General features: G+C 57.1%; 14 protein-coding genes. 7 read left to right on the top strand and 7 right to left on the bottom strand.

Translation table 11 applies throughout. The features are described from left to right. Window positions 1-37: 37 nt before the first annotated feature. Complete coding sequence (locus tag H8B14_RS09705) at window positions 38-1,144, bottom strand: putative type IX sorting system protein PorV2 (protein ID WP_187315439.1); 1,107 nt, start codon at window positions 1,142-1,144, stop codon at window positions 38-40. A gap of 415 nt (window positions 1,145-1,559) precedes the next feature. On the opposite strand from H8B14_RS09705, the gene H8B14_RS09700 reads away from it, so the two are divergent. From H8B14_RS09700 to H8B14_RS09690, 3 genes are all read left to right on the top strand, one after another. After that, on the top strand, window positions 1,560-1,925 hold the full coding sequence (locus H8B14_RS09700) for a PadR family transcriptional regulator (RefSeq protein WP_187315438.1): 366 nt from the start codon (window positions 1,560-1,562) through the stop codon (window positions 1,923-1,925). Between the two features lie 57 nt (window positions 1,926-1,982). Then, on the top strand, window positions 1,983-4,598 hold the full coding sequence (locus H8B14_RS09695; protein WP_187315437.1) for a PspC domain-containing protein: 2,616 nt from the start codon (window positions 1,983-1,985) through the stop codon (window positions 4,596-4,598). Between the two features lie 367 nt (window positions 4,599-4,965). Beyond that, complete coding sequence (locus H8B14_RS09690) at window positions 4,966-6,150, top strand: alpha/beta hydrolase-fold protein (RefSeq protein WP_187315436.1); 1,185 nt, start codon at window positions 4,966-4,968, stop codon at window positions 6,148-6,150. 30 nt (window positions 6,151-6,180) lie between these two features. Here H8B14_RS09690 and H8B14_RS09685 read toward each other — a convergent pair whose 3' ends face one another. The 4 genes from H8B14_RS09685 to mce all read right to left on the bottom strand — a co-directional run bounded on the left by H8B14_RS09685 (window position 6,181) and on the right by mce (window position 9,416). After that, window positions 6,181-7,605, bottom strand: coding sequence for a CCA tRNA nucleotidyltransferase (locus H8B14_RS09685; RefSeq protein WP_187315435.1), 1,425 nt, complete (start codon window positions 7,603-7,605; stop codon window positions 6,181-6,183). 197 nt (window positions 7,606-7,802) lie between these two features. Then, window positions 7,803-8,078 (bottom strand): hypothetical protein, encoded by a 276-nt coding sequence (locus tag H8B14_RS09680; protein WP_187315434.1) that lies wholly within the window; start codon window positions 8,076-8,078, stop codon window positions 7,803-7,805. A gap of 226 nt (window positions 8,079-8,304) precedes the next feature. Then, window positions 8,305-8,886 (bottom strand): L-threonylcarbamoyladenylate synthase, encoded by a 582-nt coding sequence (locus H8B14_RS09675; protein ID WP_187315433.1) that lies wholly within the window; start codon window positions 8,884-8,886, stop codon window positions 8,305-8,307. Between the two features lie 122 nt (window positions 8,887-9,008). Continuing rightward, window positions 9,009-9,416: a methylmalonyl-CoA epimerase gene (gene mce / locus H8B14_RS09670; protein WP_187315432.1), complete on the bottom strand. Its 408-nt coding sequence runs from the start codon at window positions 9,414-9,416 to the stop codon at window positions 9,009-9,011. Window positions 9,417-9,569: 153 nt separating this feature from the next. On the opposite strand from mce, the gene H8B14_RS09665 reads away from it, so the two are divergent. From H8B14_RS09665 to H8B14_RS09650, 4 genes are all read left to right on the top strand, one after another. Then, the gene (locus tag H8B14_RS09665) at window positions 9,570-10,784 is read left to right on the top strand and encodes an IscS subfamily cysteine desulfurase (protein ID WP_187315431.1); all 1,215 of its coding nucleotides are present in this window, start codon (window positions 9,570-9,572) and stop codon (window positions 10,782-10,784) included. Between the two features lie 92 nt (window positions 10,785-10,876). Further along, window positions 10,877-11,293: a Fe-S cluster assembly scaffold IscU gene (gene iscU, locus H8B14_RS09660; RefSeq protein ID WP_044017126.1), complete on the top strand. Its 417-nt coding sequence runs from the start codon at window positions 10,877-10,879 to the stop codon at window positions 11,291-11,293. Window positions 11,294-11,370: 77 nt separating this feature from the next. Beyond that, complete coding sequence (locus H8B14_RS09655) at window positions 11,371-11,781, top strand: hypothetical protein (protein WP_187315430.1); 411 nt, start codon at window positions 11,371-11,373, stop codon at window positions 11,779-11,781. Window positions 11,782-11,864: 83 nt separating this feature from the next. Next, window positions 11,865-12,191, top strand: a complete 327-nt coding sequence (locus H8B14_RS09650; protein WP_187315429.1) for a HesB/IscA family protein — start codon at window positions 11,865-11,867, stop codon at window positions 12,189-12,191. 81 nt (window positions 12,192-12,272) lie between these two features. Here H8B14_RS09650 and H8B14_RS09645 read toward each other — a convergent pair whose 3' ends face one another. Both H8B14_RS09645 and H8B14_RS09640 read right to left on the bottom strand, forming a co-directional pair. Continuing rightward, window positions 12,273-13,598, bottom strand: a complete 1,326-nt coding sequence (locus H8B14_RS09645; RefSeq protein ID WP_187315428.1) for a T9SS type A sorting domain-containing protein — start codon at window positions 13,596-13,598, stop codon at window positions 12,273-12,275. 139 nt (window positions 13,599-13,737) lie between these two features. Next, on the bottom strand, window positions 13,738-14,283 hold the full coding sequence (locus H8B14_RS09640; protein ID WP_187315427.1) for a hypothetical protein: 546 nt from the start codon (window positions 14,281-14,283) through the stop codon (window positions 13,738-13,740). Window positions 14,284-14,298 lie beyond the last annotated feature (15 nt).

The raw sequence follows: 14,298 nt of genomic DNA, 5'->3' as shown, positions 1-14,298 counted from the left end.
AACTCGCATGGCGCGGCAATAGGTTCCGCTTTCGGTCTTATTTGATGCCGTAGCCCAGCGAAACGATGATGTTGTTGGTCTGGGTGCGGCCAGCCAGCTTCTCGATGGCCAGCTGCGAAAGCGCCACATCCAAGCGCAACCCACTAAGGGCCACCCCAACGCCCAGGCTAGGCTGTACTTTCCACTCCTCGGAGCCAGTGAAGGCCTTTATTTTTTGCACGTTGCTAACCCCACCGCGCAGGAACACCAGGTTTTTGTAGCCAATTTCCAGACCGGCGCGCGGATCGACGCTCACCAGCCCACTTGACACCAACGTGTTGCGCTGTCCATCGGTCGTCAGGTCGATGTCGACGGCGGCCAGGGCCGTGAACTCGCCGGGCAGCTGCACCAAGCGGCCTACACCCAGCACAAAGCGGGGCAAGGTTACTTCGGTGCTGCCTTTGGGCACGCTGCTACCAGTGGAGTCGCCGGCTATGGGGCGTAGCTTATCGGAGTTGATAGACCAGGCGTTGACGGTGGTGGTGATGTCGCGGGCCATGAGGCCGAGACGCCAGTTGCCTTTGTCGTACTGCACACCGGCGTCGATGCCAAAGCCCCAGGCATTGGCAAACTCGCCGATGTTGCGGTAGATGACCTTGGCGTTGGCTCCCACTTTTAGGCCCTCGATGTTGCCAAGGCGCCGCGCGTACGACAGCATCAGGGCATAGTCGGCCACCGAGAAATACCGGATTCGGTCGTACTGGATATAGCCGTACTCATTAATAAGGTCACGGGTGTCGGCAATATCATCAACGCCCAGCCGCACCACGCTCACGCCAATGGCGCTTTTGTCGTCGAGAGGCATAGAGAAGGCGCCATAGTCGTTTTTCACGATGCCCGAGAACAGCTCAGAGTGCATGAGCACGGCATCGTACTTGGTTTTCTGATCGAGCAGGCCCGCCGGGTTCCAGTAGCCGGCTGTGGCATCGTTGGCCAGGCTTACCTGCACTTTGCCCATACCCAGCGCACGCCCCCCCACCCCAATATTGAGGAATTCGTTGCTGTACTTGGGCGTGGTATCCTGGGCGGCGGCCTGCTGCGGAGTGAGAGCCAATACTCCACTAACTACCACTAGCAGAGAAGTAATACGGAAAACGTGCGACATAGAAAACAAGCTAAAAACGGCTAATCCGATTCACAACGCAAGGTACTAACTAATAGTGCGTCGTGGCTTCATGGGCTTCGGAAACTATACCTCGTGGCCGCTGCCAGCATCTTTCGGCAGACCCGGATTCCGGCACTTACGCCAGCTGCTCTCCTCCGGATTCAGCGCCCGGCACTGCCCCATACCCAGTAGAATACCGCCAACAGGCGCATAAGCCGCTCTATCCGCTTTTCGGCGGCAGCGCAGCTGTACCTGAAGTACTGGTGCCGACGGTAGCTGTATGGGCAGGCGCTGGCATCCCACGTTTTTTTTGCCCGAAATGTGCAACCAAAAAATATTTTCGACAGTACCTTGTGTTACATAGTACCTTTTACTATCTTTGACTCATTCTTCACCGATCTACCATCGCAAGCCCATGAAAGTAGAGAACACCCAAGTGCAGATGCGGAAGGGCATCCTGGAGTTCTGCATTCTGGAAATCATCGCCCGCGGCGAGGTGTATGCGTCAGACATGCTCGAAGAGCTAACCCAGGCCCGCATGATTGTGGTCGAGGGAACCCTCTACCCGCTGCTCACGCGCCTCAAGAATGCTGGCCTTCTGGATTACACCTGGAAGGAATCCACGAGTGGCCCACCTCGCAAGTACTACACCCTCACCGAAGGCGGCACGGAGTTTCTCCACCAGCTCCGCCTCACGTGGGAGGAAGTCGAAGAGTCCATTCGCATCATTCGCACCAAGCCTTCCGCCACCGGGAGCCCCGAACTGCCGGTCCTACTGTAGGCCCCGGTTCCTTTCCTTCTCCTCCCGATTTTTTTCCGACTAGTTGCAGCAACTGAGATGAAAAAGAATATCAGCATCAACCTCCAGGGCATGATCTTCCACCTCGAAGAGGATGGCTACGACGTACTGGGCCGCTACCTGGCGGAAGTGAAAGCCCACTTTAGTGGCTACCGTGGGCACGAAGAAATCGTGGCCGACATCGAAAGCCGCATTGCCGAGCTGTTTGCCGCCCGTCTTTCCGTCACCAAGCAGGTGATTACGCTGGAAGATGTGGACGCCATGACCGCTAAAATGGGCCGCGTGAGCGACTTCCAGAGCGCCGACGACGCCGACGAAGACGATGAGCTGCTGGCCGGGGCCGTAGCCAGCGGCACGGCACAGGGCACTTATGCCGGCGGCAACAGCTACACGGGCCCTGCCGCCGCCGCGGCTGCTACCGCTGCCGCTGCCGACACGGAACCCCGCCAGTTGGTGCGCGACATGAGCCACCGCAAAGTGGCCGGCGTGTGTGCCGGTTTGGCTCAATACTTCCGCATCAATGCAGTGTGGGTGCGGCTGCTGGCGCTGGCCTCCCTGTTTTCGCCCGTCATCGGCGATTTTATCGGCTTCCTGCCGGGCGTGGTGCTGGTATCGTACGTGGTGCTCTGGATAGTATTGCCGAAGCGCTACGATGTACCCGAAACAGCTGATGCCAACGAAAAGCAGCTGTTTCGCGACACCGATACCGGCAAAATCGGGGGTGTGGCCGCCGGGGTAGCAGCCTACCTGGGCACGGATGTTTCGCTGGTGCGGATTCTGTTTCTGCTGGGTGCGTTCTTCGGCTTCGGCCTGATCCTCTACATCATTCTGTGGATTGCGGTGCCGGAGGCCAAAACGGTGGCCGACCGGATGCGAATGCGCGGCGACGCCCTGACCTTGTCGGGCATTGCCAGCAACGCCCGCGACTACGATGCCACCACTGGCAACCGCCGGCCTCTGGGCACCTTTTTCGAGGACCTGGCCGGGGCACTGAATCCACTATTGAGCTTTGTAGGCACGGCTTTACGCATCTTTGCGGGCGTGCTGCTGTCGGTTATCGGCTTCAGCCTGCTTCTGGGCTTCACCGTGACGCTGGGCGTGGTGCTGGGCTTGATTCCGGAGTCGCAGAACCCCACGATAGGCAACCCGGGCTTTCTGAAGCTGCTGCACGAGCAGCCCACCTGGGCCTGGCTGGCTAGCTACGTGGCTGCTGCCATTCCTTCGCTGGGAATGTTGCTGGTGGGCGTAGGCTTGCTGGTGCGCCGGTCCTTCATCAACCGCACTGTTGGCTGGTCGATGTTTGGCCTCTGGCTGCTTGGCGTTATCGGCATTACAGTGGCAGTGGCCCGCCAGAGCCGCGAGTTTCAGTACAGCGCCGATGTAGAGCAGACCACCAGCTACCCAACCCTCACAGCCCCGGTGCTGCGCCTCGAAACCCGCCACCTCGACCGGGACAGTGACCAGAATGTGGGCGTGCAGCTGGCTGCCGCCGACAGCGGCCAGGTAGTACAGGTGCTGCGCCGCATATCAGCCAAAGGCACCTCGGAAACCGAAGCCGCCCGCACCGCCGGCAACTCACTGGCCTACACCGTCCGCACCCGCGGCGACTCGGTTTTGCTGCTCGACGACCACTATTCCTTCCAGCCCAATGCCCGCTTCCGCGACCAGGACCTGGAACTGACTATCCGCCTGCCCCGCAACCGGACGTTCCGCCTCAGCAATGACGCTGCCTACTGGATTGGTGGGGAGAACTTCGCCGGTGGCCGGGTGCCCGACAACGTGGAGCGCCATAAGTTTCAGCTGCGCGGCAACGACCTGGAGTGCCTCGACTGCACTACCGACGAGTTGGGCCTTTCCGATTCGGAGGATGAAGACAACGCCAGCAACGACGAAATGGCCGACGACGACGATATGGACGTTGATATCGACTCCGATGATGACGATGTGAATGTCAACCTGAACTACGGGGGCGCGGCTTCCTTTAACCTCAACGAGGATTTCTATGGCCCCGACCGCCAGACCTACACCGAAGACGGCTTTCGGGCGGTGAGCGTGATGGGCAGCTACCGGGTGGTTATCAGGGAAGGCAGCACGTTTCGGGTCAGCGCCGCCGGTGCCGCCCGTGACCTGCGCGACCTGAAAATTGACCAGGAAGGTGATGAGTTGCTGGTGCGCCCCCGGGGCCGGATCAACTTCGGCTCCAACTGGCGCGCCAACGACAGCAAGGTATTGGTAACCATTGAAATGCCCAACCTCGACAAGCTCAACCTGGCCGGAGCTGTGCGCGCCGATGTGCGAGGCTTCAGCGACGACAGCCGCCTGGAAGTGGTGCAAGCCGGCGCCAGCGACCTGCGCCTCAATGGCACCTTCAACAACCTCGACCTGGAACTAGCCGGCAAATGCCGCACCTCTCTGGAAGGAAGCGCCGGCAACCTGAATGTAGATGCAGCCGGAGCCTGCTCTATTGTGGCCGCCGACTTCCCTACCCGCATTGCCGACGTAGACCTGGCCGGTATCAGCAAAGCCCGCCTCAACGTCACGGAAACCCTGAAAGCCGATGCCATTGGCGCCAGCATCGTCCAGTACAGCGGCAATCCGCGCAACGTTGAGAAAGACGTTATCGGGGCATCCCGCGTGAGTGCCGTATCTAACTGATTACCTCCCCCAGCACTGCCCTGGCTGGCAGCTTCTTCCCTATCGAGGCCCACAATTGATTTCCTACGCAGGCAACCTTACTACTCAAACGCGCATCTGTCTGCCTGAGTGACCAGTAATGTCTTTTTCTGGTGAGTGAAAGACTGGTCGAGAAAGTCCTCTTGCCTACCGTGCTGCAACCGGTAGACCAAGGGGCTTTCTCATTTTCGGGCCGGAGTGATTGTAAGACGCAATCTGCGCGGCTGGTAATCTGGTCCTGACTGGTGCCTTGAGGTTGGTTCGTAGCCTTCGTTGCCTGCTCACATGCCCCACTAAGCAGCGCGCTGCTTGGCAGCTACCTTTTCAACTTTCTATTATCTGGCTTATCATGAAACTGCTACTTTCCGCACTGGCGCTGGGCCTAATGCTGTTCCCCGCCGCCGCGTTTGCCCAAACTCCCGCGCCCACCTACGCCCAGCTTATGGATCAGGGCGGCGCCCAAATGCAAGCCAAAGACTTCTGCGGCGCCGTAGCTACCTTCGAGCAGGCTTTCCGGCCCGACAGCACCCGCGCTAATGAGTTTGAGCTATTTACCGGGGCTATGGCGGCCGCCAATTGCCTGGCCCGCCGCCCGCTGGCTTGGCGCTGGCTTGGCCAGCTGAGCCGACTCCGCCCACTCAGAATGCAGCCCCAGGACCTCGACAACGTAGCAAACGACCCGGCGTTGGCTCCTTTGCGCACTGAGGCAGCGTGGCTGCGCTGGCTGGCTGCCATGCGCCAAGCCTTGGCCGACCAGACTGCCAGCACCAAAGCCGCCAGTGTGCGCTGGGTAGCTCAAACCCAGACCCGCACGCTGCCCGCCGCCAACGGCAAAGTCCGGAAAATGGCTCCGTCCGGTTTCGCCCTCTACTTCAGTCAGGTTCCCACCGACACCGTTCGGATGCCCTACCTGGTGCGCGTGCCAACTGGTTATGACCCAGCTAAGCCCGCACCGGTGGTGGTGTACCTGCACGGCGGCGTAGTGAGCACCAAGCAGTTTGGCTACGCTGATCCGGACGTCGTAAAAGAGCCGGTTTTCGAAGAAGCTCCCACCAATGCCCTGGTGGTATACCCCTTTGGCCGGGTCAGCTTTGGCTGGGTGGAACAGCCAGCGGCCTTCGCCCAGATCGAGCGGATTCTGGCGGAAGTGCAGGCCCGCTACCGCACCGATGGCCGCCATACGGTACTCGGCGGCATGAGCAACGGCGGCAGCGCGGCCCTGTGGTTTGCCAGCCAGCGCCCCGCTGCTTTCAGCGGTTTCTACGCGTTGTCGCCGGCGCCCAAGCTGCCGCTGCAAGCCAGCTACGGGCGCTTGGGCCAGGGCAAGCCCTACTACCAGCTCAGCGCCCAGGACGACTCACTGTATAAGTATTCGGCCGTGAAGGCCACGTACGACGCACGCCCTTCGCAGGCCGCGCAATGGTTTCTGCAGACGATACCCAGCGGCAGCCACAGCTTCCTCTACGGCCCCAACGGCCCGGCACTGCTCCGGCAAACACTGGCCACGCTGTGTGCGCAGCCCAAGCCGCGTTAAGCACCTCACTACCCAACCACCAGCCTCCCGCTACTCCCCAGTGGGCACCGGCACGAGGCCTTTACGCTCCCCCAACTCCAGCAGTAGCGCAAAGGCCTCGTCGTGCTCGTTCCGGATCTTGCCTTCCAGAATGGCGTCTAACAGTGCCTCTTTCAGCTCGCCTACTTCGCGGGAAGGCTTCAGGCTGAAGGTGCTCATGATGATTTCGCCGGTGATGACGGGCTTGAAATTGCGCAGATGGTCTTTTTCCTCTACCTCTTTCAGCTTCTGCTCCACTACATCGAAGTTGCGCAGGTAGCGGTTTTTGCGGTCGTAGTCTTTGCTGGTGATGTCGGCGCGGCACAGCAGCATCAGCCGGTCGATGTCGTCGCCGGCTTCGAACAACAAGCGGCGCACGGCCGAGTCCGTCACGATTTCCTTGCTTAGCGCAATGGGCCGCAGGTGCAGGCGCACCAGCTTCTGAACCTGGCGCATTTCCTCGCCCAGCGGCAGCTTCAGGTCCGTAAAGATGCCCGGCACCCAGCGGGCACCCTTGTCCTCGTGGCCATGAAATGTCCATCCGACACGCGCATCCAGGCGCTTGGTGGCGGGTTTGGCAATATCGTGCAGGATGGCGGCCCAGCGCAGCCACAGGTCGCCGCCGGCCGCCACCACGTTGTCGAGCACTTGCAGCGTGTGGTAGAAATTGTCTTTGTGTGCGTGCTTGCCCACTTTCTCTACGCCCTGCAGTTGGGCCATTTTCGGGAAGATGAGCTGCAGCAGCCCACAGCTGAACAGCAGCTTGAAGCCGTAGCTGGGCTTCGGGGACATGATGATCTTGTTCAGCTCGGTGGTGATGCGTTCCTGCGAGATAATGCTGATACGCTCCTTATTGCGGGCCAACGCATCAAACGTATCCGGTTCGATGTCAAAGTCCAGCTGCGTGGCGAAACGAATGGCCCGCAACATGCGCAGCGGATCGTCGGAGAAGGTGACGTCGGGGTCTAGTGGCGTGCGAATCAGGCGGCGCTGCAGGTCGCCCATGCCGTCGTAGTAGTCTATCAGCTCGCCGTAGGTGGAGGGGTTAAGGCTCAACCCTAAAGCATTGATAGTGAAGTCGCGCCGGGCAAGGTCTTCTTCCAGTGTGCCGGCTTCCACTTCCGGTTTCCGGCTGTCGGCGCGGTAGCTTTCCTTACGGGCTCCCACAAATTCCACCTCAATTTCGGGCGTAGGCAGCATGGCCGTGCCGAAGTTTTTGAACACCGTAACCCGCGGCCGGCCGGGCAGCTTGCGTCCTACTGCCTGGGCCAGCGCAATACCGTCGCCAACGCACACCACATCCACATCTTTACTGCCGCGCTCCAGCGCCAGGTCGCGCACGTAGCCCCCAATCACATAAGCCGGATAGCCCAGCTCGCCGGCGGCGTCTGCAATGGTCTGGAACAAAGGAAGGTTGGGGAGCTGCGGGGTTTTCATGCTGGTCGAATTGAAGCGCAAAGGTACGGTCCTGGCTGCATCGGTAGGCGCCCATCCGCACGGATTCTTACCCACCGGCTTACTCGTTGCAGGAACTCAATGTGTGCTCAGCCCCAGAAAATGCTACTAACACAGAAATTAAAAAGCTCCTCCCGAAAAATCGGGAGGAGCTTTTCAGAAAGAAGTCAGACGGCAGATTACTGCTTGGCTGGTACTTCTTCTACTGCTTTGTCGGCTTCCTTGTTGATCACAACAGCCGTGTCGCCAGCTTCAGCGGCCATGTCGGCTTTCACGTCAGCAGCAGCGTTGTCGGTAGCGTTTTCCACTGCGTCGCCAGCATTTTCGGTGGCGTTGGCAGCGTCCGTAGCAGCGCTTTCAGCAGTTGCTTCGGCATTCTCTTTGGTTGCTTCCGAGCACGAAGCCAGAGCGAAAGGAGCAAAGGCGGCAACAACGAGCAGGGATTTGAAGGACATTTTCATAAGTCAGGGGAAGTGTTGGTGGTAAGTTTCTCTTTATACACCAATCGGCAAAATGTAACCTGGCCGCTGACACATAGCTACTAAAAAACCCATTGGTGCCCGTCATACACCAACTGAGTTGTCCTTCCTTGCGGCTACCATTCTGCATGCCGGAGCTGCGGCAAGTATGCACAGGCCAATGGAGCCAGCGAAAAGCAGTTGCTTATGCTGGACAATAGGCTTAGTCGCGCAACACTTCCAGACCACCATCGGGCAACACCCGCACCACCCGAGAAGGGGCCGCCCGCGTGGTATCATCCTGGCGCCAATAGGCTACGTAATCTGCTTTGCGCACAAGCTCCGGGTCTATTTCAGTGTATAGAGCCGGCGTTGGCGCGCCACTCAGGTTGGCCGATGTAGACACCAGCCCGTGCCCTAGGCGCCGCACCACCAGCCGGCAAAACTCATCGTCGAGCACCACCCGCAGGCCGATGGTACCATCGGGAGCCAGCAGATTGGCTGCCAGCAGAGGGCTGCCGGGCACCACATAGGTGGTAGGCCGGGTTTGGGCAGCCAGCAGTTCCGGCAGATTGGGTGGCACCACGGCAGCGTAGCGGGCAAACATCTGCTCATCAGCTACCAAAACGATACAGGCTTTTGTGGTAGGGCGGTTCTTAAGCTGATAGATCTTCTCCACTGCTCGTGGTAGTTCGGCGTCGCAGCCCAAGCCCCACACCGTATCGGTCGGATACAGGATAACCTGCTGCATCAGCAGGGCATCGACGGCGGCATCTACCTCTTCGCGAAGAAATCGGGTATTCATAGGAGTTTAGGGCTTAGAAAGGGGACTCGGGGTTCAGGACTTGTGATACAGGCAGGGCATAGGAAGGCTTAGAGGTTGGTATGGCCCGATTCCTATGCCCCAAGCGCCAAAAACCAAGCCCTTTAGTAGCTTATGGTCTGGCACAACTCTACCAGCACGCCACCAGCCGACTTAGGATGCACGAAGCACACCAGCTTGTTGTCGGCGCCGCGCTTGGGCGCTTCGTTGAGCAGCGTGAAGCCTTCCTGCCGCAGTCGCGCCATTTCAGCCTCAATATCGTCGACCTCAAACGCTACGTGGTGAATACCAGCCGGTTTCTTCTCCAGAAAACGCGTGATGGCGCTATCAGGAGAGGTGCCGGCCAGCAACTCTATTTTCGAGCCACCTACCTGAAAAAACACCGTATCCACTGCTTCTGACGCCACATGCTCCCGCTTGTAAGGTGCTTGGCCGAGTAGCGTGGTATAGAGTGCGGTGGCCGCGTCTAAGTCGGTTACGGCTAAGCCTAAGTGTTCGAGGTTAAGAAGCATGATGGGGGTGTAAAAGTGCCGCTGCCGCATAGCGCGGCTTGTTTGGATTTGTTCTACTTTTGCAGGTGCAAATGTGGGAAGAAATGAAAACCTGTTTTGCAGTTTTTGTGTTCTACCTGCGAAAGATTCTCCGCTGAAACCAGACCCCGAGTGATGCTTAAGCTACCTATTTACCTCGACAACAACGCCACCACGCCTCTTGATCCGCGCGTTTTGGAGGCGATGATGCCGTACCTGACAGAGGTATTCGGCAATGCGGCTTCCCGCAACCACCCCTTCGGCTGGGCTGCTGAAGAGGCCGTAGATTACGCTCGTGAGCAGATTGCCAGCCTAATCAATTGTGACCCCAAGGAAATTATCTTCACTTCGGGTGCCACTGAGTCCGACAACTTAGGCATCAAAGGAGTGTTTGAGATGTATGCCCAGAAAGGCAACCACATCATCACTACCACCACCGAGCACAAGGCGGTGCTGGATACCTGCAAGCACATCGAGAAGCTGGGCGGCAAGGTAACTTACCTGCCCGTCGATTCGGAAGGACTTATCAGCTTAGCTGAGCTGGAAGCCGCCATGACGCCGGAAACCATTCTGGTGACCATCATGTACGGCAACAACGAGACGGGCACCATCCAGCCCATCCGTGAAATTGCTGCCATTGCACACAAGCACGGTGCCCTGTTCATGACCGATGGCACACAGGCAGTCGGCAAAATTCCGGTGGACGTCGTTGCAGATGGTATTGACTTGATGGCTTTCACGGCGCACAAAATGTATGGCCCCAAAGGAGTTGGTGCACTGTACGTACGCCGCAAATACCCTCGGGTGAAGGTAACGGCCCAGATGGACGGTGGTGGCCACGAGCGTGGCATGCGCTCCGGTACCCTGAACGTTCCTGGCATTGTAGGCTTAGGCAAAGCCTGTGAGCTGGCCAAGCTGGAAATGGCAGCCGATACAGCCCGCTTGAGCGCCCTGCGCGACCGGCTGGAGCGTGAGCTGCTGACGCTGGAAGAAAGTTATGTGAATGGTTCGCGCGAGCATCGGTTGCCGCATGTGGCCAATATCAGCTTCAAGTATGTGGAGGGCGAAGGCCTGATGATGGGCGTGAAAGACCTGGCAGTGTCCTCGGGCTCGGCCTGTACTTCGGCTTCGCTGGAGCCTTCTTATGTACTGAAAGCCCTGGGCCTGAGCGACGACCTTGCCCACAGCTCCCTCCGGTTTGGCCTAAGCCGCTTTACCACCGACGAGCAAATCGATTACGCCATCAACCACGTAAAAGAAGCTGTTACTAAGCTCCGTGAAATGTCGCCCCTGTGGGAGATGTTTAAAGAAGGCATCGACCTCGACAAAATTGAGTGGGCCGAACATTAATCGTTTAATTGCCAGTGTTTAGTTGTCTGGAATGACCAACGACGAAACACTGCCAACTACCACTTACCAACTGACAACTAACAACACAAGCCATGGCTTACTCCGATAAGGTAATCGACCATTACAGCAACCCCCGCAACGTGGGCACGCTGGACAAAAGCAAAAAAAACGTAGGTACCGGCCTGGTGGGGGCACCTGAGTGCGGCGACGTAATGCGTCTGCAGATCGAGGTAGACGAAACCACTAACACCATCACCGACGCTAAATTCAAAACCTTCGGCTGCGGCTCGGCTATTGCGTCGTCGTCGTTGGCAACGGAGTGGCTGAAAGGCAAAACCGTGGACGAGGCCCTGGCCATCGACAACATGGAGATTGTGGAAGAGCTGGCGTTGCCGCCCGTAAAAATTCACTGCTCGGTGCTGGCTGAGGATGCTATCAAGTCTGCCATCAACGATTACCGCGTGAAAAACGGGATGCCGGAGCTGGAAATGGCCAAGTCGCACCACTAAGTTATTGCTGGTTGTCGATAGCAGATTGTGGAAGTTCTTCCAACAATCAGTTATCGACAACCAGCAACAAACACTGAATGGACGTTACCTCTTCTGACGTACACGTAGAAAGTGCCCGGATTCAGCGGCAGATAGAAGACTATCTGGGATTGGGACCGGGCAACCTTCTGTTTGAGTTCCGGCAACTGGATGGGCAAACCCGCCTGGATCTTATTACCGTGAATCCGCGGCACCAACAGAGCTTCCTGTTTCGCTATGAAATGGGCTATGATAAGCTGGATACATTGCGCAAAATGCTGGCCTACGTGCAGCGTTACCGCGACGAGGAAAGCTCCTTCACCCTGCAGTGGCGCGCACGCGGCGACAAAGAGTTGCAGACTTCATATTTCCGCGCCCATAATGCGTATGAAGCGCTCGATAAGCTGTACTTCGGTCGCGACCTGAACACAATCACTGTGTTTAGTGTTGTGTTAAATCCATCGTCGTAATACGATGCGAAGCTGGTGAAGGCGACACTACCTGTGGGTGCTTCTATCAGCTACCAAAATGCCCCATATTAAGTATCAACGCCATGATTACTGTTTCTGAAAAAGCGAAAGCGAAAGTAGAAAGCCTCATGCGCGATGCAGAGCTGGATGCTACCTACCGCCTCCGGGCCTCAGTAGCTGGTGGTGGTTGCTCGGGCCTGAGCTATAAGCTCGACTTCGATAACGAAGTGAAGCATATGGACCAGGAATTTGAGGACAAGGGTGTACGGGTAGTAGTGGACATGAAAAGCTTCCTCTACCTGGCCGGCACTGAGTTGGACTTCTCGGATGGCCTCAACGGCAAAGGCTTCTACTTTGATAACCCCAATGCCTCCCGCACTTGCGGCTGCGGCGAGAGTTTTTCGGTATAGCCGCTGTCTGCCATACTCCACAAAGCAAAAGACCCCATCTACATGATGGGGTCTTTTGCTTTGTGGAGTATGGCAGAAGGCTTATTCCCGCACAAAGCGCTGTACCTGGCGGCCAGTGGCGGTCTGCAGTTCCAAGAAATAAGAGCCGGGACGTAGCGCCTGCACATCAACAACCCCATCGTCAGCAGCGTCGCCGGTCAGGAGCGTCTGCCCTATCGTATTCAGCACCCGGTAATGCACCGGGCCGATGGCTGCCAGAATAATCTGGCCAGTGGTGGGATTGGGAAAGAATGTGGCTTTGGCAGTGCCACCAGATTTCACGGCTACTACTGGCGAAAATGACTCAGTGCCATCCGTATCATGCTGGCGGAGGCGGTAATAGCTGAGGCCTGCTAATGGCTGAGCGTCCAGCCATGCGTAGCTGTGAGTGCGGTTAGAGGTGCCCTGCCCATCTACCCGGCCAATGGTAATGAATTCAGTGGCGGTAGCGCCCCGCTGTATGTCGAACCCAGCGTTGTTGCTCTCAGACGCCGTGGCCCATTTAAGTTGCGTGCCCTTTGCAGTTGGCTCCGCCGTGAAGGACTTCAACTCCACCGGCAACGGACCGTCGCTCCCAATGCGTATGTCGTCGATAAAAACGCCTGTTTTGCCATTCACTGCAACAGTAATTCTTACTCGAACCTGTGTGATGGCAGCCCCGAAGTTTATTCTTGCAGTAGAGAGGCCTGCTACACCAGTAATAGCCAATGACTGTCCGCTTCCGGTCCGGTCATCTGGTGAAGTAAATGTTTGTAGCGTTGGGTTGGTGCTGGTTACAGAAGCAGTAGCAACACCAGTAGCACTATAGTCAAAAACAGAGCCGTTGTTCAGCCCAATAATTCTTAAAGTGGGCACAAAAGTGGAAGAACCGTTATAAGCAACATCAACCTGTATGCCGTTGTTGGCCGTGGCATTATCGAGGCCTCCGTTGTTGTTGGTTTGATATGAGGCCAACCTAAATTGCAGATAATTGCCGGTAGTTACTGGGAAAACAACGTTATTAAGGTTTACTATCCCGGTTGAATTTCCATTGCCTGTGTTATTGACCGCACCAAAACTACTACTACCTTCTGAAGCAATTGCTCCAGGATTGGGCAATGCATTAGCACTGTTCCCAGACGCTGCCAAGAAAGTACCACTATACACTGCACCAGCACCAGTAGCACTATATATGTACTGTCCACCTGCACCGCCACTGGCGTTGGAGCCACTGCCAGTGGCCGGCGTATTGCCGCCCGTTTCGAATCCTTGTTGCAGGTAGGAAGCTTGGGCGTAAGCTTCTGTTTGTCCCAAGCTCAGAAAAGCACCAAACAATGCGGCAGCGCGCAGAGCGGCCAAGTTGGAGAAGCAAGGTGTAATGAGTCGCATGAGAGTATCGTTTTGTCCGTTATTCCACTAAATGTACCTGAATCGTACATATAATTCACTATATTATTCATTCCCAATATGAAACTGTGCTCCTGAAGCAAGTCTATCATGTTAAAACTTTGCTAACTATGCAGTTAGCTTACCTAGCCTGTTGAAAATAATACAGGTAATAAAGCGACATGGCGCCATGCGTTGAACCGGTAGCGACAAGCAATTCCGATGAAAAGCCAAATGGACTCTGCGTAGCTACCCCAAGTTGCGGAGAAGCCGCGTAGCGGCGGTAGGTGTGTAGTCCAGCCATCGACAGCCAGCAAAAGCCGCGTAGCGGAGACAGATTCGCCGGCAGATAGTCCCACAATCCTGCCGCCGCTTTGCGGCTTGTTTCAGGTAACCGCTGACTTACTATAAACCTGTCGCCGCTATGCGGTTCTTCCGCAACTTGGGTTTGCTGGCAGGCCATTCTGTGTGTTTGGGAGTTTACAAAAACACCGTTTCGGTCCTGCTGCATTTCATGTCTGAACGCAACATAAAGCTGGCCAAATGGTATTTCGCGCCTGACCTCTTTCAGTAGGCGCAACCTGTGACAGGCGCAGACCACCACCCTTGAGGACCGCCTCACTAACACAACTGATGCCTCCGGCTCCACCAAAGCTTCAAGTGCCTCAGCAATCTGCTGGTCCTGCATGCTCCCGATGCGGCT

Origin of the sequence: Hymenobacter puniceus (assembly GCF_014333525.1) — a bacterium.
GTDB lineage: Bacteria > Bacteroidota > Bacteroidia > Cytophagales > Hymenobacteraceae > Hymenobacter.
Note: the sequence above shows the minus strand (reverse complement) of the source record. Positions and strands in the feature narration are given on the sequence as shown.